The organism is Ancylomarina longa, assembly GCF_003996985.1.
Classification (GTDB): Bacteria; Bacteroidota; Bacteroidia; order Bacteroidales; family Marinifilaceae; genus Ancylomarina_A; species Ancylomarina_A longa.
In genome coordinates this window covers 1-22,837 of the sequence record NZ_RJJX01000020.1, presented here as the reverse complement: position 1 = coordinate 22,837, position 22,837 = coordinate 1, and the positions used below count along the sequence as shown (strand labels likewise).

The 22,837-nt window shown below is 34.9% G+C and carries 18 protein-coding genes; 9 read left to right on the top strand and 9 right to left on the bottom strand.

Annotated features, from left to right (window positions below; translation table 11 throughout):
* Positions 1-8 precede the first annotated feature (8 nt).
* The 3 genes from trxA (at position 9) to DLK05_RS12725 (ending at position 2,235) form a co-directional block, all read left to right on the top strand.
* Positions 9-326: a thioredoxin gene (gene trxA, locus DLK05_RS12735; RefSeq protein WP_127344392.1), complete on the top strand. Its 318-nt coding sequence runs from the start codon at positions 9-11 to the stop codon at positions 324-326.
* A 71-nt stretch (positions 327-397) separates the two neighbouring features.
* Positions 398-1,318, top strand: coding sequence for a DUF58 domain-containing protein (locus DLK05_RS12730; protein WP_127344391.1), 921 nt, complete (start codon positions 398-400; stop codon positions 1,316-1,318).
* 194 nt (positions 1,319-1,512) lie between these two features.
* Entirely contained in the window at positions 1,513-2,235 is a 723-nt protein-coding gene (locus DLK05_RS12725; RefSeq protein ID WP_127344390.1) for a toxin-antitoxin system YwqK family antitoxin, read from the top strand.
* Here the strand turns inward: DLK05_RS12725 and DLK05_RS12720 are convergent.
* From DLK05_RS12720 to DLK05_RS12700, 5 genes are all read right to left on the bottom strand, one after another.
* Positions 2,232-3,314 (bottom strand): endonuclease/exonuclease/phosphatase family protein, encoded by a 1,083-nt coding sequence (locus DLK05_RS12720; RefSeq protein WP_209319868.1) that lies wholly within the window; start codon positions 3,312-3,314, stop codon positions 2,232-2,234. The two genes, DLK05_RS12725 and DLK05_RS12720, sit on opposite strands and share 4 nt — an antisense overlap.
* Before the next feature lie 9 nt (positions 3,315-3,323).
* On the bottom strand, positions 3,324-4,256 hold the full coding sequence (locus DLK05_RS12715; protein ID WP_127344388.1) for a rhomboid family protein: 933 nt from the start codon (positions 4,254-4,256) through the stop codon (positions 3,324-3,326).
* Between the two features lie 84 nt (positions 4,257-4,340).
* Positions 4,341-5,162 (bottom strand): rhomboid family intramembrane serine protease, encoded by an 822-nt coding sequence (locus DLK05_RS12710; RefSeq protein ID WP_127344387.1) that lies wholly within the window; start codon positions 5,160-5,162, stop codon positions 4,341-4,343.
* Positions 5,163-5,256: 94 nt separating this feature from the next.
* Positions 5,257-7,236, bottom strand: a complete 1,980-nt coding sequence (gene mutL, locus DLK05_RS12705) for a DNA mismatch repair endonuclease MutL (protein ID WP_127344386.1) — start codon at positions 7,234-7,236, stop codon at positions 5,257-5,259.
* Positions 7,237-7,322: 86 nt separating this feature from the next.
* On the bottom strand, positions 7,323-7,628 hold the full coding sequence (locus tag DLK05_RS12700) for a hypothetical protein (RefSeq protein WP_127344385.1): 306 nt from the start codon (positions 7,626-7,628) through the stop codon (positions 7,323-7,325).
* Between the two features lie 431 nt (positions 7,629-8,059).
* Between DLK05_RS12700 and lpcA the strand changes: the two genes are divergently transcribed.
* From lpcA to DLK05_RS12685, 3 genes are all read left to right on the top strand, one after another.
* Positions 8,060-8,635 carry a D-sedoheptulose 7-phosphate isomerase gene (gene lpcA, locus DLK05_RS12695; RefSeq protein WP_127344384.1) on the top strand — a complete coding sequence of 192 codons (576 nt, stop codon included), beginning with the start codon at positions 8,060-8,062 and terminating at the stop codon, positions 8,633-8,635.
* A gap of 259 nt (positions 8,636-8,894) precedes the next feature.
* Positions 8,895-10,433 carry a YifB family Mg chelatase-like AAA ATPase gene (locus tag DLK05_RS12690; protein WP_127344383.1) on the top strand — a complete coding sequence of 513 codons (1,539 nt, stop codon included), beginning with the start codon at positions 8,895-8,897 and terminating at the stop codon, positions 10,431-10,433.
* Between the two features lie 60 nt (positions 10,434-10,493).
* On the top strand, positions 10,494-10,763 hold the full coding sequence (locus DLK05_RS12685; protein WP_127344382.1) for a hypothetical protein: 270 nt from the start codon (positions 10,494-10,496) through the stop codon (positions 10,761-10,763).
* 46 nt (positions 10,764-10,809) lie between these two features.
* Here DLK05_RS12685 and DLK05_RS12680 read toward each other — a convergent pair whose 3' ends face one another.
* A complete protein-coding gene (locus DLK05_RS12680; RefSeq protein ID WP_127344381.1) occupies positions 10,810-13,278 on the bottom strand; it encodes a PAS domain-containing hybrid sensor histidine kinase/response regulator in 2,469 nt (822 codons plus the stop codon).
* A gap of 423 nt (positions 13,279-13,701) precedes the next feature.
* Between DLK05_RS12680 and DLK05_RS12675 the strand changes: the two genes are divergently transcribed.
* Positions 13,702-14,373: an inorganic pyrophosphatase gene (locus DLK05_RS12675; protein ID WP_127344380.1), complete on the top strand. Its 672-nt coding sequence runs from the start codon at positions 13,702-13,704 to the stop codon at positions 14,371-14,373.
* A gap of 248 nt (positions 14,374-14,621) precedes the next feature.
* A complete protein-coding gene (locus DLK05_RS12670; RefSeq protein WP_127344379.1) occupies positions 14,622-15,152 on the top strand; it encodes a GNAT family N-acetyltransferase in 531 nt (176 codons plus the stop codon).
* A gap of 732 nt (positions 15,153-15,884) precedes the next feature.
* Here the strand turns inward: DLK05_RS12670 and DLK05_RS12665 are convergent.
* The 3 genes from DLK05_RS12665 to DLK05_RS12655 all read right to left on the bottom strand — a co-directional run bounded on the left by DLK05_RS12665 (position 15,885) and on the right by DLK05_RS12655 (position 21,568).
* Entirely contained in the window at positions 15,885-18,263 is a 2,379-nt protein-coding gene (locus DLK05_RS12665; RefSeq protein ID WP_127344378.1) for an ABC transporter permease, read from the bottom strand.
* 63 nt (positions 18,264-18,326) lie between these two features.
* Positions 18,327-20,672, bottom strand: a complete 2,346-nt coding sequence (locus DLK05_RS12660) for an ABC transporter permease (protein WP_127344377.1) — start codon at positions 20,670-20,672, stop codon at positions 18,327-18,329.
* Positions 20,673-20,878: 206 nt separating this feature from the next.
* Entirely contained in the window at positions 20,879-21,568 is a 690-nt protein-coding gene (locus tag DLK05_RS12655; RefSeq protein WP_127344376.1) for an ABC transporter ATP-binding protein, read from the bottom strand.
* A gap of 384 nt (positions 21,569-21,952) precedes the next feature.
* On the opposite strand from DLK05_RS12655, the gene DLK05_RS12650 reads away from it, so the two are divergent.
* Positions 21,953-22,732, top strand: a complete 780-nt coding sequence (locus DLK05_RS12650; protein WP_127344375.1) for a sigma-54-dependent transcriptional regulator — start codon at positions 21,953-21,955, stop codon at positions 22,730-22,732.
* Positions 22,733-22,837: the final 105 nt, after the last annotated feature.

The following is a 22,837-nucleotide window of genomic DNA, read 5'->3' as shown; positions in this document are numbered from 1 at the left end:
AGATTATCATGACAATTGAAGTAAACGATTCTAATTTTGAAGAGCTTGTATTGAAATCAGATAAGCCGGTATTGGTTGATTTCTGGGCAGAATGGTGTGGCCCTTGTAGAATGGTTGGCCCAATTGTGGACGAGCTGTCACAGGATTACGACGGAAAGGTAGTAGTTGCCAAATTAGATGTAGATAGCTGTCCTGCTACTTCTGCTAAATTTGGAATTCGTAACATTCCAACCGTTCTTTTCTTTAAAAGTGGCGAGGTTGTTGACAAACAAGTTGGTGCTGTACCTAAATCAAGCTTGGCTGAAAAGATTGATGCTATATTGTAAATAATACAAACCTTATATCATGGGCATAGAGATCAATTTTCTATGCCCTTTTTTTATCAATTTAAAGGATGATGGAGCAGCTTAACGATTTAATACCATATGAAGAATTCGACAATTTGGAATTTCTGGCTCAACAGATTGTGGAAGGTTTTTTGATAGGATTACATAGAAGCCCCTATCATGGATTTTCTGTTGAATTTGCTGAACATCGTTTGTATAATAAAGGGGAATCAACCAAGCACGTAGATTGGAAGTTATATGCACGAAGTGATAAGATGTTTGTCAAGCAGTTTGAGGAAGAAACGAATATGCGCGTTCATATTGTCATCGATACTTCCTCCTCTATGTTATTCCCCTATCAACAAAAAAATCAGTCGAAGCTAAGTTTTTCAGTTCTTTGTGCTGCAGCTTTGATTCACTTGCTCCGAAAACAAAGAGATGCAGTTGGATTGTGTTCTTTTGCCGAAGATATTGAGATTTTGACTACTGCAAAACTAAGTCAATCGCATGCACAATTGTTATATTCTCACCTAAATAAGCTTTTCCATACTGTTGGAATTGAGAAAAACAAGGACACCAGAATATCTAATTCTTTACATCAATTGGCTGAGAGCCTGCATAAACGATCCATGGTAATTGTTTTTTCTGATTTTATGGGTGCGGAAACTCCAAGAGAAATATTAGAGGCTTTGCAGCATCTCCGTTTCAATAAACATGAGGTACTATTATTTTCTGTTCGGGATAAAAAATTGGAAGTAGATTTTAAGTTCAAGAACCGACCAACTCAATTTATTGATTTAGAATCCGGAAGTACAATAAAAATGAATCCATCCGAGATAAGAGCAATTTATCAGAAAAAGCAAAGTAAATTTTATAAGGAATTAGAGCTTTTGTGTGGGCAATATTCTATCGACTATGTGGATGCTGATATTCGAGATGAGTTTAAAACTGTTTTGCAAACCTATCTGTTAAAGCGGAAGAAATTAATGTAGCTATATTGGATAATTTATTTTTAAGTTCCCTTTGTTTGGATTATTTTTAATGAACTGTAAGTCTGTTCCAGCAGAATATTGGGGTGGATTTATTGGAGTTTTACGAAGAATAGCATTAATCTTATGCTATCCCTGTAAAATAACAAGGCCGATGAAATTTCCTATGATTCAGAAAGTCTAAATCAAAGATACCTATGAGAAATATAGTATTGATTTTATTACTATTGGTTCTAATTTCCTGTGATCAAAAGACTGGGAAACAACATAAAAAAGAGGCTGACTTTGTGGAGAATGGGGTGGTAAAACAGTATGATCGTCAGAACAGGTTGGTTGGAGAAGTCACTTTTCGTAATGGGGTACGGGATGGAATATCTCGGATTTATTATCCTTCGGGTGTATTGAGTGATGAAATTATGTACGTGGATGATGAGAAAAGTGGGGTAGCAAAAAAATATCATAAAAATGGTAAAATTTATAGCTTAACTCCCTATGTGAAGGACGAAAAGGAAGGTCTGCAGAAGAAATACTATTCTAATGGTAAAATTTGGGCTGAAACACCATATTATCACGGGCAAGCAGGAATCGGATTAAAGGAGTATAAAAGAGATGGTAGTTTGCGGGAACATTTCCCGAGTATTGAAGTCCAAAAGTTCATCTCCAATGATAGGGTTGAACTCAAATTCTTTTTAAGTAATTACTCCAAACGAGTAGTATTTTACGTGTCGGATTTAATGAAGGGAAAGTATATTCCACCATTGGCTAAACCAATGTATTCCGAAGGAGGTTCAGTTCAATATATAATTCCAAGAAATACAGATACTATATTAGATACAACAATTAATATTGTTGCCAAATACCAAACGCGTGATTACAATATATTTGTAACTCAGCATAGATATCATGTATCTGTAAATTAATTTTTTGCTGGTTTTGAAAATTTGAATTCCGAGAATACAGGGAAATGATCGGAATATTCCTTTTTAATTCTTTTGTAACTCAAGCAGGAAAAATGTTCATCATGTAAAACATAGTCGATGCGAAATGATGGAAAATCTCCCGTATAAGTAGTACTTATACCTTTCCCTTTTTCCTGAAAACTATCAGATAATTTTCCTTTTATAGTGTGATAGGTGTAAGAGAAAGCTGTATCATTAAAATCACCACATATAATAATTGGATATGGCGATTTATTAATATGATTTCGTATGATTCGAGCTTGCGTTGCTCTTCGTTGAAAAGCTTGACGTAAGCGAGTGGAAATATCTTTAATTTCTTCTAATTCCTGCTCATCAGCATTAAATTCTTTTTTATTTATAAATGCATAATTTTTCCCTCCCAATCGGTTTGATTCCAGGTGAAGATTGTATACTCTTATTGTTTTGGAACCAATTAAAAGGTCAGTATAAATAGCATCGCATAGATTTCCCTTTGCAAACCTAATTTCGCCTTTATGAAGGATAGGATATTTTGAAAATATAGCAGTACCATTTCTCTTGTTACTGTAGAAATAGGCATTACTTGCTGTTTTTTGTTTTAGGTTTTTTAAAGATAATAATCCACTTAATGTAAATCGGAATTCTTGTAAACAAATTATATCTGCATCACTTTCAGATATTGTTTTCAAAATATTATTGGGTGTTTTTGGATCCTTTGTCCATTCATATTTATCGAAGGAACGTACATTATAGGTGAGAATTTTAATAGCTTCTTTCGGGTGTTCGGGTTTTGCTGAGAAATTAAATTGAGCGAAATTGGAGAGATGCTGATAGCCAATTAAAATTGCGATTAAGGGAAGCAGAAAACTCCATTTCTTACGAATGATCCAATAACAAACAAACAGAAAATTAATACCCAAAAGGTAAGGATATACCAATCCTCCAAAAGCAATAGGCCAAAATTTCTCAGGACTAATGTAAGGAGTAAGATAAGTCAGGAGTAATGCTCCTGAAAAAATCAAGCTAAAAATTACAAGAGCTTTATGGAGAATATTCCTCACTATATTGATTTACTTTTTATCACTTGATTTAAAGAGAATAGCTTTTTCTTCCTTATTCAGACTATCATATCCTGATTTTGCTATTTTTTCTAGAATCTGATTTAATTCTTTCTGATTCTCTTTTTTGGATTTATTGTATTCTTCATCAGTCATTTGTTGGGTTTTCTTATAGCTCACTTTCATTTTTCTTTTTCGAAAAAGACTAAAAAAGGAATCCATCAATGCATTAAATCCAGACGAAATATCTTTTCCTTTGCGCAATTGGTAAATAAATAACCATCCATAAAATGCTCCTCCTAAATGAGCTAAATGTCCTCCGGCATTTCCATGAGGTATATTTATAATATCTGTAAAGAGAAAAAATAGTGCAATATATTTAATTCTAACAGAACCAATAAACATCATACGAACTATATGATTTGGAGCATATACAACCGTGGCTAAAACAACTGCCATAACGGATGCCGAAGCCCCTAAGGCAAAAGAACCCCATCTCACATTTTCGAAAATAGGAAAAAGATTGTACGCGAATATATATGCAGCAGCTCCTGTAATCCCTCCTAATAAATAAATGCTGAGCAATTTTTTCTGATCTAAATAAGTTAGGAAAATTCGACCAAACCAGTATAGCCATAGCATATTAAATAGAATATGCAGGAACTCCTGATGCAGAAACATATAAGTAAAAACTGTCCACGGGCGATGCAATAAGGCATTTGTATCAGCGGGTACAGATAACCATTTCACTAAAAATGGAATTTGCGGATTTTGAATCCCCATAATCCAGGTTATAACACTTACAATATTTACAACAAGAAAAACTCCAAGGTTGATATAAATCAATTTTGTTAGTACACTTCCTTCTCGGAACGAACTTTTAATTCCATCCCAGATATTCTGACTGGAATAACTTTGGTATGGATTGTTAAAATTTATGCTCATAAATAAATATTCGTTATTGATATTGACTCTTGATTTCCATATTCTACAAACAGATCTATAATCTAATATCTCTTTTTTGATTCGTTAATAAAAACGTTTCGAATTCTTCTGCCAGTATTTAATCAGAATAAATCCAAAAAGCATTCCTCCTAAATGTGCAAAGTGTGCAATATTGTCTCCTGTTTGATTTTGAACTCCCATGAATAACTCCAAAACTCCGTATCCAATTACAAAGTATTTTGCTTTGATTGGAATAGGTGGAAATAGAAGCATTAATTCAGTATTTGGGAAAAGCATTCCGAATGCCAGAAGTATTCCAAATACAGCACCAGAAGCTCCAATAGTAGGGATATTGATGTGTTCAATAACCATTTGGTTTACCATCATAACAGCTTTTTGGGTTTGAAATGAATTACTTGGATTATCAGACCAGGAATTAACAAAATCTAACACCCATGGTTTAACAGCACCTACATGTTCCCGGATGAAAGTGAGCATCAAATCAGGAGTTGGAGTATTGTGGAATGCATCTGCTGCAGATTTCATGGAGGAATAATCTATCCAACCAACAAAGGTGTGTAGGGCAGCAGCGCCAAGACCTGTTGCCATATAATAAATCAGAAATCGTTTTGGACCCCATACGCTTTCCAAAACCCGTCCAAACATAAAAAGGGCAAACATATTAAAGAATAGATGCGAAAATCCACCATGCATAAACATGTGTGTGATCAATTGGAAAGGCTGAAAATAGGTGGATTTAGGATAATATAATGCTAGATATCTATCCAGATCAATACCAAACTTACTGCGTAGAAACATACTTGCAAGAAGCATGATCACATTAATGATAAGAAGATTTTTTACTACCGGAGGCAGATTTAATAGCGGTGGCCTATATTGAGTCATTCGAGATATGTTTAAATTGTGTGATAGCCTAACAATTGTCAGACCAAATTAATAATAGTGTCTGTGTTCTACAAATCAGAGACAGTTTGTCAGTTTATTTAAAGCGATTTTCCAGTTCCTGACTTTCCAGGACAGAAATAACCGGTTTTCCATCAGGAGTAAAATTTGGAATATCACAAGCAAAAAGTTGATCGATGATAGAGCTCATTTCTTCATAGGAAAGGGATTTCCCATAGTTTACAGCTGAAGCTTTGGCGAGCGATTTTGCGAGATTTTCCCGTATTTTCAATTTCACATCCAATTGATTCAATTTATAGTTAGCAATTAGATTCTCGAGTAATTCTTTGGGCTCGCAGTTTTTAATATCTGCAGGAGTTCCATTGATTACGAATGTTTTTTTTCCAAATTCTCTAATATCAAATCCCAAAGCCCTTACATCTTCTAAAATAACCTGAAGGAGTGTATAGTCTGAAGCATTGAGCTCAATGGTTTGAGGGAATAAAGTTTGCTGTGCTATTCCCTGATGATTTTCCAGCGAGCTGATAAATTTCTCGAATAGAATCCTCTCATGTGCCTTTCGCTGATCAATAATCATGAGTCCGGAACGAATTGGTGTCAGGATATATTTATTCTTTAGCTGAAAGAAATTTTTTGTCTTTTGTATAGCTTCCCTAGGTTGCAATTTGGGCTGTTCCATTTTCACCCTCTCCTGTGGCTGAAAATAGTCAGGTATATTTTCCGGATCAATAACAGACTGTTTGTCATTTTGATCCTGTGTTTTTGTTGTTGGTTCTTCGTAAAGTTGTTCCCAATTTTCCGGAACTTCTTTTTTTTGTTTGTGAGTAGATGAATCGGGTGTTTTAGCTTTAAATTCCTGGAAAAAAGGATTGGACTCAAAAGATTTCCTTGCCTCATCAAAAGGATTATAGTTTTTTTCAGCATCGAATGGATTAAAGTTTGATTCAGCATCAAATGGGTTGAATTCCGGATTTACTTTAATCATTGGTGCTTCAATATCTTTATTCTGACCTGCTACAGGTATTTCCAGACTGGTATCTTCTTCGAAATCTATAGAAGGAACGATATTGAATTTGCCCAATGCCTCTCTAATGGATGCCTGAATAATTTGATAAATTGCTTTTTCATCTTCAAATTTAATTTCTGTTTTGGTTGGATGAATATTGATATCAATGATTTGCGGATCTACTTCGAAGAAGATAAAATAGGGCGGTACTGTTTCGGGAGGTAAAATCTTATCGTAGGCCTGAATCACAGCCCTATAAAAATAAGGATGCCTCATGAAACGGTTATTCACAAAAAAGAATTGTTCTCCCAGATTCCTCTTGGCATTTTTTGGTTTTCCTATAAAACCAGATAGTTTTACGATGCTGGTGTTTGTATTAATACTAATCAACCTCGAGTTCATACTCTTGCCGAAAACATTAACGATTCTCTGTCGGATATTTGAAGCCGGAAGATTGTAAATCTCACTATCGTTATGAATCAATTGAAACGCAACATCAGGATTTGCAAGCACGATTCTATGGAATTCACTTATAATATTTCGTAGCTCGGTTGAGTTTGCCTTTAGAAATTTACGGCGAGCCGGCACATTGTAAAAAAGGTTTTTAACGATAAAATTACTTCCATCGCTACAGGCTGAAACTTCTTGCGATACCTGCATAGAGCCATCAATAACCAGATGCGTTCCTAATTCATCTTCTGTTCTTTTGGTTTTTAATTCTACATTAGCAATTGCGGCTATAGAAGCAAGCGCCTCGCCACGAAATCCCATAGTGCGGATTGCAAAGAGATCATTTGCTTTTCGAATCTTAGAAGTAGCATGGCGTTCAAACGCAATTCGGGCATCCGTAACAGACATGCCACAACCATTATCTATTACCTGAATTAAGGTTTTTCCTGCGTCTTTTAAATTGATTTTAATAGAATTACTTCCAGCGTCTATGGCATTTTCAACCAGTTCTTTTACAACAGACGCAGGTCTTTGGACTACCTCTCCTGCGGCAATCTGATTGGCCACATTGTCGGGTAGAATCTGTATCAAATCAGACATATAATTATTTACTTCTAAAGGTTGTGTTCTGAGCTAATTCTAAAATTGAAAACCAGCTGCTTGTAATTCATGCCATAAAGGCGAAACTATAAAATTCCATTCCATCCGTAAAGGTAGATGTAGGCAGCGAATAAAAGAATCAGTAGTATAACAATTAGTCGGATATTTGATTTTTGTCTTGCTCCCCGGGCATCAGAATGTTTATGCCGAAGTTCACTCTTCATTCTCCCCTTTATGTTAGGAATATATTGGCCGTTTTCATCCGATATACCCAGTTCTGCCTTGATTCTTCTTTCTCGTTCTTCTCGTTCTTCTTTCGAAGGATCCCAATACCTGGGTTGCATATTAAACCTTTTGTGTTCGGGTTTTTTAAAAAAACTTGTAAATCCCATGTTAAAATATTTTATACCAGTTGTTTGTTAAAGGTGTAGGTATAATTCCGGATTTAAAACTCTTATTATAACTATTCAACGCTTAAAGCAAGTTGGTAAGCTAATATTATTAAAAGTGATTCTCTTCTGAATAAATCCGGTACGAGCAATGTTCTTAGTCTAAAAAGACCTACAAATATACCTATAAATTCTGAATCTAATAGATTCCTTATTATTGTAGAAAGTGTTAAATTCACTTAAAAATAGCCGATAGAGAATCAAAAATAACAACTTATCCAAATTAGTTGGAATAAATTAGTATTGCTTACACTTATTTTTCTTTAGGTGCATTCCTATAATTAGAAGGTGAAATTGAAAAAGAATATACAAAGCCAACATTCAACCTTCTCCATCTGTTAACTTTTTATATTTTTGAAGAAAAATAGGATACTATGATAGAGAACGATATAAAGAATAGTTTTTTAGATGCACAAAGTGTATTGAATGAATTCATCTCAAAAAAAGGAAATTTTAAGTCCATTGTAGCCGCGGGAGATGCTATGGTCAAAGCTTTGCACAATGGAGGTAAAATTCTTTCTTGTGGAAACGGAGGATCCATGTGTGACGCCATGCATTTTGCTGAAGAACTTACAGGCAGATTTAGGGAGAACAGAGCAGCGATACCTGCGATTGCTATTTCTGATCCTAGTCATATTACCTGTGTAGCTAACGATTTTGGATTTGATTATATCTTCTCCAGATATGTAGAAGGTATTGGAAAGGCCGGAGACGTATTATTGGGGATAAGTACTTCAGGAAACTCAGCAAATATTATTAATGCAATTGCTGCGGCAAAAGAAAAGGGAATGATTGTGGTAGGACTTACCGGAAAAAGTGGTGGACAGATGGCATCATTGTGCGATGTAGAAATAAGAGTGCCGTGGAATCAATTTTCCGATAGGGTGCAAGAGATTCATATTAAAGTGATTCATTGTTTGATTCAATATATTGAAGCTAAGATCAAATAAATAATACAATAATATATATAGAAAAGATGCAGTCACGCATCTTTTTTTTTATCTGCATGTTTTTGCCTGTATTGTAAGGCGTAGAAGGTTTAATATAGATTTGTTAGGGGGTAGGAATAAAGTCATATATTCTTATTAGGGATAATAGATGGGAGCATGTTAAATTATTTATTAGAATAAATTAAATAAGCTTGTTGCGAATATGAAATTATTGTTATATTCACAAATCATTTCTATTGATAAGTAAAAACTTAATGCAATGCTAGTAAAAACATATGGAAGTGCTGTGTATGGCATCCATGCTACCACAATCACAATTGAAGTGAATGTTTTCCCCGGAGTGAGATTTAGTTTAGTCGGTTTACCCGATAATGCTGTTAAGGAATCTCAACAAAGGATAGATTCTGCCTTGCGCGAGGTAGGTTATAAAATTCCAGGTAAGAAAATCATTATTAATATGGCTCCAGCGGATATTCGTAAAGAAGGTTCCGCTTATGATTTACCTCTTGCCATCGCAATCTTAACTGCCACTGAACAAATTTCATGCGAAACTCTATCTAAATATATGATCATGGGAGAATTGTCTCTGGATGGTAGTTTGGTTCCCATAAAAGGAGTTTTACCCATGGCTATTCAAGCTCGCGAAGAGGGTTTCGAAGGATTGATTTTACCTACAGCAAATGCACGGGAAGCTGCGGTGGTGAATAAACTGAAGGTGTATGGTGCTGACAGTATAAAGGAAGTAATTGATTTTTTGAAAGGAGAGAAGGAAATTGTTCCAACAGAGGTAGATACAAGAGCTGAATTTTATGCGCATTTGAATAATTTTCCACACGATTTTGCGGATGTAAAAGGACAGGAAAATGTGAAGCGGGCGTTAGAAATTGCTGCTGCCGGAGGTCATAATATTATCATGATAGGCCCTCCTGGAGCCGGAAAAACCATGTTAGCCAAACGAATCCCAGGGATATTACCACCGCTTAGCTTGCAGGAAGCCTTGGAAACCACTAAAATTCATTCAGTAGCTGGCACACTTGAAAAAAATAGTGCCTTGATGACTCAACGTCCGTTCAGAAGTCCGCACCATACCATTTCAGATGTCGCCTTAGTAGGAGGAGGTACTTACCCGCAGCCTGGAGAGATTAGTCTGGCACACAATGGAGTGCTTTTTCTGGATGAGTTGCCCGAGTTCAGGAGAACGGTTTTAGAGGTAATGCGCCAACCTTTGGAGGATAGAACCATTACTATTTCTCGCGCTAAACTATCGGTAGAGTATCCTGCCAGTACCATGTTAATATCCTCTATGAACCCTTGTCCATGTGGATATTATAATCATCCGGATAAGGATTGTGTTTGTGCACCAGGAATGGTTCAAAAGTATTTGAGCAAAATAAGTGGTCCGCTTTTAGATCGTATTGATATTCATATTGAAGTGATTCCGGTTTCATTCGATAAGATCTCAGATCAACGATTGTCTGAAAAGAGCGAAGTGATTCGGGCTCGAGTAGAAAAGGCAAGGCAAATTCAGGAACAGCGATTTGAGGAGGAAGAGGGAATGCATTGCAATGCTCAGATGAGTTCTAAATATTTAAGAAAATATTGCCAGCCTGATGAAGCAGGTAAGCAATTGTTGAAAACTGCAATGGAAAAAGTAGGCTTGTCTGCACGAGCTTACGATCGGATATTAAAAGTGTCGCGTACTATTGCAGATTTGGCTGGTTCTGAAAATATAGAAAGTGATCATTTGGCAGAAGCAATCCAATATCGGAGTTTAGATCGGGATGGTTGGGGTGGATAGTGCAGGAACAATGAGGAGGGAATATAGAGAATTGAAATAAAGGACTTACAATATAAGAATATGAACATCATTCAATATTTAGAATTTGCCGAAACGGTGAAACAACATCGGGGGATTTCTCCAATGAAGATTAGTACTGTCTATGGAGATGTGATTTGTGGTTATATTAGAACCACCTACAATAAAAGGCATATGCTGGAAGGAGGAGTTCCTGTTGGTGTTGATGTAACAGAAATAGCAATTTCCATTATTAACGAAAGAGGAAAAGAAACAGGTAAAAGAGTTAAACTCACCATTGATGATATTGAAGACTTTTCGGTTTTAAAATAGAGGAATAAATGTAATTATAGTCAGTTTATGGATGATTGCTTTTTAGTTAAATATGCTTTTCGATAACACTTTGTAAATGATTGATGGCAATAGGTTTGGAAATAAAATCATCGCAACCCATTGCGAGTGCTTTTTCAATATCCTTTTTGGTAGAATAGGCTGTTTGCGCAATAATAGGAATATCAGGAAGAAATTCCTTTATCTGTTTGGTTGCATCAAAGCCATTCAGGACAGGCATTTTTAAATCCATTAAGATTAGATCAATAGAGTGCTTTTTGCATAAGGCTATAGCATCTACTCCATTTTTAGCATGAATGATTTTGCAATTCAGCTTTTCTGTTAGTGCTGTTTCGATATATAAAAAGTTCATTTCTTCATCTTCAGCTACTAAAATGATTTTATTGCTAATTTCTTTCTTTTGATCTTCTTTTACAAAACAAGGTTTGAAAGGAAGTGTAATGATAAAGTTTGTACCCTCGCCAAGAGTAGAATCCAAAGAAATTTCTCCGCCTAAGAGTTCTGTGATTTCTTTAGCTAGTGACAAACCTAGTCCTAATCCACCAAAACCACTGGATAATTCACTTTCAGCTTGTGAGAAACGCTCGAAAATGAGTTTTTGTTTTTTACTGTCAATACCTGATCCTGTATCTTTCACATAAATTTGCAATTTTTTGGGCTCGGTAGAAGTGGTTAAGCGGTAACCAAATTCAATGGAGCCATTTTTCGTGAATTTCAGCGCATTTTCGAGTAATGAATTTAGGATTTTGCTGAGTTTAATGTCATCTGTAATAATAGTACTCTCCCTGTCTCCCATTTCTTTTTTGAGATGTACAAGTAGTTTTTTTTGAGTAGCTCTAGGATTAAAATCCTGAAATAATTCATCCAATAACTCATTTAGGCATACTTGCTTTTCAAAAACAGGTGATTGGTGTGTTTCCAGTTCTGATATTTCCAGGATTTCATCAATAATATGTAATAATTGTCTTCCGCAACTTTTTATTATATCCAGATAGTAGAGTTTTTTCTCCATATCAATTTTCGGATTAGAAACTAATTCTGAAAATCCTAAAATCCCATTTAATGGGGTTCGTATTTCATGAGACATATTGCGAAGAAACTTAGTTTTTAGTGCATCACTCTCTTCGGCTTTTTCTTTTAAGGCAATAAGTTGGTCATTCGCTATTTTTCGATCTGTTATATCACTATCAATTCCTCTGAAGGAAATTAATTCACCATCTTTATTCAAAACAGGAATGGAATTGCTTAATAGATACCGGAAACTACCATCTTTATGTTTCCATTTGATTTCCCAATTGCTCCAACCCTTTTTTTTAAGAGCATATTCCTGAACCATTGGTTCTATTATTTTCTCATCCGGACTTAGAAAGCTGTAACAAGATTTCCCCATAATAAACGAAGGAGAATAGCCTAATATTTTTTCGATAACCGGATTTGAATAAGTAAAAATACCATTCGTGTTTATACTCCAAATCCACTCTGAGGTATTTTCTACCAGATCTTTAAATTTTTTCTCGTTTTCTTCTGCTTTGTCTTTGGCGAGAATTAACTTTTCCTGTGTGTTTTTTAGTTCTGTGATATCCTTTGTAATAATAAAAAGAATGGGAGGAGTTTCCTCAATTCGAATGATTGAAGCAGAAAGTAAAACATCTACCTTTGTTCCATCTTTAGCAATTATTGAGGTCTCAAAATTTTCAATAGATTCATTAGTTTTAATGTCTTTTGTAAATTTTCGTTTCTCTTCAGAATTTTCCCAAAGTTGAATTTTATCTGGGTAATTATCTATTAATTCCTTTTTTGAATATCCAAAAAGTTTAATAAAACTTTTATTGATAGAAATGATTTTATCATCATCAATATGCGATAATAGAATGGCATCCGGACTTGATTGAAATGCTATATTATATTTTGATTCACTCATAAGGAGTGCATATTCAACTTGTTTCCTCCTTTTTATTTCTTTTAAAAATGGGAGGTAGATGAATAGGTAGAATATGGGAGTTGAAAAAACTAGTAATAATAAAGAATCAGTGATAGCCTCCATTAAATGGGAGTTAAAATTGATATTATGAACCAGTATATAACTCAGTACCTCACTAATAAAAATAGAGCTTAAAAGGATAAGAATTAGTCTGCCAATAAAATTGGAACGTACTAGTAAAGAGTTTTTTAAATTGTGTGTTTTACTCCACTGATTGATTTTACCTAGAAATTTGTTTTTTGTAAAATCAGAACTGGTTTGAAAGCTTTCGTGTTTTATTATTTTATTGGAGTAGATTTTTTTTATTTCGGGAACAAGCAGCCAAAAATAAAATACAGGAGCAAGTAGGATTACCAGAATACTTGCATTTATTATAGATTGTATAGAACTTTCCTGAATGCCAAAATTATTCACTAATAGCAGACTTGTCACTTCGTAAACACTAATAGTGATCACCAATATGATTACTGTTTTCCAAAACAATCGTTGAGAAAAATCTGGTTTTAAGGAATTCATAGGGATTTGCTTTGTAAATTTCGCTATATAAGTTAATGAAATTATATGACGTTCGAATAGTATAATATGGCTTAAAATAAACTTTACGGATTCTTTTTTTATGAATAAGTATAGGGACTACCAATTAATAACCCTTTGTTCAGTTGGACAGAATCGCCTTCCTGTTGGGTTAGGGATTGAAGTGGAAACCCCGTAGCGGAGTTTTGGATTGTGGGTTAGGGCAGCGAGGAGTTATTACGGAAAGCCCGACCGACGATAGGAGGGAACCCCCTAATAGATATGGCGATAAACACTCATTTTGTAGGTGTGGAAGGAAAAGAAAAAGACAATTGGATAGTTTTTTACATTGTTTTGCTACTTTTGTTTACATCGATAAAATATAGGTTTAAAGCCAATTAAACCCTCATTAATTATAAGTTAACTATGGGAAATAAATTGAATGATCCGATTGCAAGACTAATGGGATTGCGTTATAAATCGCATCCATGGCATGGGTTGGATATTGGAGATGATGCTCCGGAATCGGTAATGGCATTTATTGAAATGGTGCCAACAGATACGGTAAAATATGAAGTAGATAAGGTTAGTGGTTATTTGAAAATAGATCGCCCACAGAAATATTCAAATGTTATTCCTGCCTTATATGGATTTTTACCTCAAAGCTATTGTGGTAAATCGGTTGGTGAGTTTTGTAGCGAAAAATCTGGGAAAAAAGGAATTTTGGGTGATTCGGATCCTTTGGATATTTGTGTGTTGACAGAGAAAGTAATTTCTCATGGCGATATTATCGCCAAAGTGCGCCCGATAGGTGGATTTAGAATGATAGACGGTAATGAGGCTGATGATAAGATTATTGCTGTCCTTATAAATGATGCAACCTACGATTGTTATACTGATATTTCGGATGTTCCGGAAGTTATTATAGATCGTCTGAAGCATTATTTTTTAACCTACAAGGATATGCCCGGATTGGATCGTCAAGCCGAAATCACTCATACTTATGGAGCTGATGAGGCGAAGCAGATAATCACGTTTGCGATGAATGATTATAAAACGAAATTCGAAAATTTAGAAGATATACTAAGACACGTATAATTAAATTTTTAAATAGAATGGAGAATGGTAGGCTTATGGTTTACCATTTTTTTGTTGGTATTATGATGCTTATTTGTTTGGCGTGTAAGTGTGGAGTGCCTTTGTTTGTAGCATTTACGTACAATGTTAAAGGTGTTACAAAGAGGTGATTCCGTATAAATAAGATTGAGGAGCATAAAAAATTTGCACAATTCGTTGATATGTGCGAGCTTAAAACAAGATGTTTTACAATGTGAAAATTTAAGAGAATGAGAATACCAATTGAAACGGAACGATTATACTTGAGAGAAATACTGGAAAGCGATGAGGAAAGCATGTTTGAAATGGACTCTGATGCGGAAGTATATAAATTTTTAGGAATAAAGCCAATTCGAAATATTGAGCAAAGTAGAAAGCTGATTGCTGCTATACGTGATCAATACAAAAAGAATGGGATTGGCCGTTGGGCGATTGTGGAAAAGGAAACGGATTGCTTTATTGGATGGACCGGTTTTAAGCTGGAAAATATCATCATAAACGGGCATCATGATTTTTATGATTTGCGTTTCCGGTTACTTCGTAAATTCTGGGGAAAAGGTTATGTAACCGAAGCAACAAAAGCTGCTATTGCATATGCTTTTACAACTTTACAAATACCCGAAATTTGTAGTATGACATTAAAAAGTAATGTAAAATCGCAACACGTATTAGATAAGCTTGGCTTTAAGTTGGTCGAAGAATTTAATTATCAGGGAGCGGAAATTACCTGGTATCAACTAATTAATCCTAAACTTATTTGAATGGTATTTTGAATTTAAACAATCCTGTTGTTAAAACAACAGGCAATTGATAAGTTATATAAGCATTTTATCAGCATCTCTTTATTTGAGCCATTTCCATAAATCAGAAATTAAAATTATCCATTGGCAATAACTGTATCAATTGCCTCTGGCTTTATGTAGAGGATATAAAAAACATCCAGTTGTTAAAACAATAGGCAATTGATAAGTTATATAAGCATTTTATCAGCATCTCTTTATATGAGCAGTTACCACAATCAGAAATTATAATTATCCATTGGCATGAACTGTATCAATTGCCTCTGGCTTTATCTAGAGGATATAAAAAACATCCAGTTGTTAAAACAACAGGCAATTGATAAGTTATATAAGCATTTTATCAGCATTTTTTTATTTGAGCAGTTTCCACAATCAGAAATTAAAATTATCCATTGGCAATAACTGTATCAATTGTCTCTGGATTTATCCAGAGGATATAAAAAACATTCAGTTGTTAAAACAACAGGGAATTGAATTAGGATCCAGGTATTTTATCAGCATCTCTTTATTGGGCACTTTTCACAAATTAGACTTCTTAATTATCTATTTGCAATAACTGTATCAATTACCTCTGGCTTTAGCCAGAGGATCTCAAACAACAGGCTTTATTTGAGCCATTTCAAAAATAAGAAATTATAATTATCCATTGGCATGAACTATATCAATTGCCTCTGGATTTATCCAGAGGATTATTTATTCATACCGCAAACTCTCCACCGGATTTCGTGTTGCCGCTCTCCAGCTTTGCCAACTCACGGTAAGCAAGGCAATTCCCAGAGCAATGAATCCCGCCAAGGCAAAAATCCACCAGTTAAGCTCTGTTCGGTAGGCAAAGTTTTCGAGCCATTTGGTCATGGTATAGTAGGAGATAGGGCAAGCAATAATAAAGGCAATGCCTACCCATTTCACAAAATCTCCGTTTAATATTGCTATAATTTCGATAGTTTTGGCTCCGTTTACTTTTCGGATTCCGATTTCTTTGGTTCTCTGTTTTGTTGTGAAAATTGTAAGGCCAAACAGACCTATTATGGCAATAATTGAAGCGAGAAGGCTGAAAAATATAATAATATATTCCTGTTCTTGCAACGATTTATAATTGGAGGCTAGCATATCATCTAAAAATGAAATTTCATAAGGTGTTTCAGGAAAACGAGCCTTCCATAGTTTATCTATTTGACTTTTTAAATGTAGAATATTGCTGGTTTGAAATCGGATATTCACTACTGAATATCCCCAGTCATCCCATCCTGGATTTGCCATTATCAACATTGGTCGTAATGCATTTTCCAATGAAGCAAAGTTGAAGTCTTCAACAACACCAATCACATTTAGGATACCATTTCTATGAATTTTAAGATCTAATGGATTGCTTGAGTTAGAGCACTTGGCTAGTTTTTGATTAATTAAAATAACATTTCTATCCCGATTACTGTTACCGCTGAAATTTTGTCCCATTAATAGCTTTATCCCGAAGCATTTCAGAAAATCCTCATCAGTATATAGAGCATTGATCAATGAATTTTGCTTTTTGTCTCTAATCGAATATCCATTTTGGGTTATCCCTGTACCAATTGGTTGACTAGATAAACTTACAGAGCGAATATCTGCTAAGTTTTGTAAATCAATTTTAAATGAGGATAGTTCATTGTTTAAAAATTCTTTGTCAGACCGTAAGGTTAAAATGTTCTCTCTATTGAATCCTAATTCCTGATTCAATAGGAAGCTGTTCTGTTTTGAAATCACAAAAACAGTTATCAATAATAAAATGACTGCTGTAAATTGAAAGGAAATTAAAAGTCCGCCCTGAATATTCTTCGAACTACCAGTAGTTGTTGTATTTTTTATCGAGTTAATTGTTTTTGAAGTGAAAATGCGTCGGGTTGAAAAGAAAGAAACAATAACAGATAACAACAAAATGGCAAGAAGCATAAAAACAAGGGTGGGTAATATATTATTTTCAATATGTACCGAAGTTTGTAAATGTATATTTAAATATGGGGTTGCAATCGAAAGCAAAAATGCCCCAAAAATGGTAGCGATAGTAGTTATAATCAGCACTTCGATATAGGATTGGAACATTAGTCCTTTTTTATCAGCCCCATGCACCTTCAGAATACCAATCTCTTTTAATTTAGCCAATTTTTGGACTGTATATAATATGATATAATTGATAATTCCCAGTATTAATATCAACAAACTGATACAGGCAATGACAAATATGCTATTCTTACTTCGGTTAGACGGACAGTCATAATTGATGGAGCCGTCAGACAGGTGCACATCTTTAATGTTTTGTAGTGATTCTGATAGTCTAAAACCAGATTCTTTCCATGTTTGATTCACTTTTGTGTAAAGTAAATTTGGCAAAGATTTTTCGATTTGTACAGGGCTGATTCCTTTCTGTAATAAAAGATAGGATAGAAAGGTGATTCCACCTCCCCAACCTTTCCAATACTTATCACTTTGTTCAATGTATTTTATGGATACCAGAGCATCAAAAGCAAGCTGAGTATTTGCAGGAGGGTTAGCAGCAATACCTGAAACAGTAAATAATTTTTGCTTATACATCAGGCTTTGCCCTATTGGATTCCTATCCCCGAAAATTTGTTTTGCTTTTTGATCTGTCAATACAATTTTGTCAGCGCTATTCAGTACTGTTTTCGGGTTTCCTGACAGGAGCTTGAAATTGAAAAATTGAAAGAAATTATCATCGGCAAAACGGAATTGTTTGATTGCATACAGTTCCTTTCCTTTATAGCATTTTATTGCTCCCTCTGCAGTGATTCGGCAAAAATCGTCTATCCCCGGAATCTCATTCTTGATTGATGGTGCTGCAGGGAAGCAGACAAAACCAGAGGTGGAAATATTATCTTTTGAGTTGAAAGTACTTACTAAACGGTATATTCTTTCTCCATTATGGTGAAAATTGTCGAAACTGGTTTCATATTTTATGAATAGGAAAACAAATAGGCTGGCTGCTATCCCAATAGATAATCCGATAATATTTATGATGGAGTTAAGCCTGTTTTTAAAGATATTTCTAAATGCTAGTTTGAAAAGTAAATTGTTCATTTTTTTTGTTCTTAGTAAAATAATATTTTCCTAGATTTATGAGTTTTGAAGTGGTTGAGGGTGTTACTCATACCGCAAACTCTCCACCGGATTCCTCGTTGCCGCCCGCCACGATTGAAAGGAAACAGTAAACAGAGCAACTCCCATAGCTATGACTCCTGCCAAGGCAAAAATCCACCAGCTCAATTCAGTTCGGTAAGCAAAATTCTCGAGCCATTTGTTCATGGCATACCAGGCTATTGGGCAGGCTATAACAAAGGCAATAACAACCCTCTTCAGAAAATCTTTAGTGAGCATACTTATAATTTCATAATTTTTGGCACCATTGGTCTTTCTCACTCCGATTTCCTTTGTTCTTCTTTCAGCAGAGAAAATAGCTAGTCCTAAAATGCCAAAACAGGAGATGCCAATGGCAATTAGCGTAAATAGTAAAATGGTATTGGCAAGGCGTTCTTCTTTTTCATACATAGTATCAAACCAATCATCGTAAAATTGATAGCTTAAAGGATAATCTGATAAAATCTCATTCCATTTTTCTTTTACACGTTTGATTGCAGGTTGAATGGAATTGGTAGCAATTCTTAAGTTAAGTTGATAATAGTTACTATTTTCTCCTAAAATAATACAGGTTGGAGCAATTCTATTGTGTAAAGATCCATATTGAAAGTCATTGACCACAGCAATGATTTTTAAACCTCCATCTATATAATTGTCGAATCGCTTATTATCAAGACTGTTGAATTTAAAATGCTTATAGAAAGCTTCGTTAATTAAGCATACTTTTCCAAAGTCAGATGGTAAGGGTTTTCTGCCGTTTATTATTTTTATTTGAAAGGTCGACAGAAAATTCGTATCCACAATTAGGGTTGGTACGCTAATATTATTATCATCGTTCTCAATACCTGATCCCATTGTGAAATTTACCTTCCCAGGAACACCATTGGTTAATGAAACATTTTCAAATAATGGTAATTTTCTTAATTCGTTGGCATAAGTGATCGCTTTCGTCTTACTTCCTTTAGACAGGTAAGGCATATTTACCAACAAAAGTTGAGATTTGTTAAAACCAGGATCGCGATGTTTTACAAAACTGATCTGTGTCTTAATAACAAGAACACTAACTATCAAAGCTATTGATACTGCAAATTGAAACACAACCAATATATTTCTGGATATGGAGATATTTTTTTCTTTTCGAAAGTTTGAACTAGGATTGGCTTTGGCTAATGCAATTGAGGGGCCCAAGCCACTCAAGAATCCTAAAAATAAAATAGAGGCAAGAAGATAAAATTGAATTTTCAGATCCAATATCAGATCTATTGAAAACTGATAATTAAAAACAGAAGAGTACAGGGGACTGCAAATCCATACAATAAAGATGGAGAGGAGGTAGGAGATGAAAGCCATGATTATTGCTTCAATGAAATAATGAAACAGCAGATTTTTGGTAGATGCGCCGTAGCTTTTTCGAATTCCAATGATTTTATTTTTTTCATTGAATTGAGCTAAGGTCAAATTGATATAATTCACAATAGCAAGAATCAAAATTATTCCTGCAATAATTGTTGATAAAGTCAATAATTGAGGATTCCCTTTTTCTGTGTTACTTCCTATCGTATTATCATGCAGATAAATGTCCTTTAAGGGGAGGAAATCAACTTCCTCTAAATAAGGGGCAAGAATATTAATATCTGCATTTAATTTATTTTTAACATTTTCTGGATCTGAATGTTCATTTAGTAGAGCATAGATTCTAAAAGGATGTCGATGTGTTGATACATCATCTGAGTTTGTGCACGTAAAAGCAAATTTGAAATCATCATTTTCAGCATTCACAAAAATTCCAGCTTTTATACTTGAGTTTTCAGGAAAATCCTCTACAATACCATTAATTCGTAACAAGTTTTTTCTTTCAAAAAGGATTTCTTTCCCAATTACTTTTGTATTTCCAAATAATTTTTGAGCGGTACTTTTTGTGAGAATAACAGAATTCTGATTTGCAAAAGGTTGAGACGGATTTCCTTCAATGAACTTCAATGAAAAGAATCGAAAGAAATGATTATCTACAGACATGATTTCATTACTGGAAACAGCCTTATTGTTAATAGTTAGATTGGTAGGCCATGGATTTTTAAATACCAAACAGGCATCTTTAAACTCAGGAAAATTCTCAAGAATTATATCTTTTACACGGTAATCAATTTCACTTGAATTATTTTTAGTATCGATGATTCTAACAATTTGATCTGCATTCTTATGATAGCGATCATAGGAAAATTCATGAATCAGGAAAATACTTATTGCTAAAGAAACTGAAAGGGCAAATGAAAATCCAAGTATATTAATAATCGTAAATTTCTTATTTACCAAAAGACTTCTTATTGCAGATTTTAAATAATAGATAAACATAGATATCTGTTTTTTTTGATAAAATTTGATGCCGGTTATTTATGATATGTTTTTTTACTCCTACCGCAAACTCTCCACCGGATTACGTGTTGCCGCCCTCCAGCTTTGCCAACTCACAGTAAACAGAGCAACTCCCAGAGCAATGAATCCTGCCAAGGCAAAAATTCACTACGATAGATATGCTTTGTAAGCAATATTTGAGGCTACTAGGCATGTGCTTCCACCAAATTCTCCTCCATAACAACTTTTCCGTCGAATAGGTTGATGATTCTGTGGGCAAAGCTTGCATCCCGATGCGAGTGAGTAACCATGATGATGGTAGTACCTTCGCGGTTCAATTCGGTAAGTAGTTGCATTACTTCCGATCCATTTTTTGAATCGAGGTTACCGGTAGGCTCATCGGCAAGTATCAATCCCGGGTTGGAAACCACCGCCCGGGCAATGGCAACCCTTTGTTGCTGTCCGCCGGATAATTGTTGTGGATAGTGTTTTGCCCGATGACTCATATTCATTCTGTCCAATACATTCTTCACCATTTCTTTACGCTGTCGGCTACTGATTCGCTGATAAACCAAAGGCATTTCCACATTTTCGAAAACATTCAGTTCATCAATCAGGTTGAAACTTTGAAAAACAAAACCGATATTTCCTTTTCGCAAGTCGGTTCGCTTACCTTCTTTTAGCTTCGATACCGGGGTTTGTTGAAAAGTATATACCCCCTCCGAAGGATTATCCAATAAACCAAGGATATTGAGCAGGGTAGATTTACCACAGCCCGAAGGTCCCATGATGGCAACAAATTCACCTTGTTTTATTTCTAAGTTGATGTTGTTTAGAGCTAGTGTTTCAATTTCATCAGTCTGGAATATTTTCGATAAGTTTTCTGTTTTAATCATATCTTTTGATTTTAAATTGCTGGTTTAAATTACTAATTCGATCTTATTATGTTGCTTGTTTCGGTAAAATTATGTGTCTGGTATGAAATTCATTTACCACCAAGGGATCTATTCGTTAAAAATACGCTTGTAAAGGCATTGTTTTACATCATTTTATTCCAATAATCTTTAAAACCGATTCTTGATAATTTCATACTGCAATTAAAAGCTAATCCTGTGCCACTGAGGGTAAGTATTGTGATATTTATGTCCTTAGACTTTTAATTTCATTTTGAAGTGTAAAAAAAATAGACAGACCTTGTCTAATATTTTGAAAAGCGAACTACTTTAGATAAATATTATCAAAATCGTACAATATCACCTCAATAATATATATCTGGATACATGAAAGATTCCAAAATCCTAATCGTTGATGACAAAAAAAGTATTTTGAGTGCCTTGGATTTACTTTTGAGTCCCAATTGTAAAATGCTAAAATGTTTGTCTTCCCCCAACTCTTTACTCTTCGAACTCAAGAATAATTCCTACGATGTAGTTCTTTTGGATATGAATTTTAAAGCCGGAATCAATACCGGAAATGAAGGAATTTATTGGTTGAATCAGATTCTGGAACACCATCCGGGAATGAGTGTAATGATGATAACTGCTTATGGAGACGTGGAGCTGGCAGTGAAAGCCGTTCGTGCCGGGGCGGTGGATTTCGTCCTAAAACCCTGGGAGAATGATAAAATGCTTGCAACCGTAGCCATGGCATGCAAGCTGAGTCATTCCAAAAAAGAGGTGAACAGGTTGCGTCGGAAAGAATCCGGATTAATAGCAGAGATTAACGGCAGTAATAAAAACCTGATCGGTAAATCCCAGGCATGGCAAAGTGTGATGCAGGTAGTAGAAAAGGTTGCTGCCACCAATGCCAATATTTTGATATGTGGGGAGAATGGAACTGGAAAAGAATTAATTGCCAGAGAAATTCATCGTTTATCGCAGCGAAACAAACAGGTGATGGTTACCGTTGATATGGGTTCAATTGCCGAGACTTTGTTTGAGAGTGAATTGTTTGGCCATAAAAAAGGAGCCTTTACCGGAGCCGATAGCCACAGAATGGGAAAAATGGAAGCAGCCTGTGGGAGGGCACTGAAAATCCCCTTTAAATTTCCATCGGGGTGAAAATATATAAGGTTGTAGAATGAGTATTTCACATACTTCCAGCTACAACCTTATTTTTTTGAAGTAAATTCCTGGTGCCTCAAATCGACGCTATTTGAGTTTTTA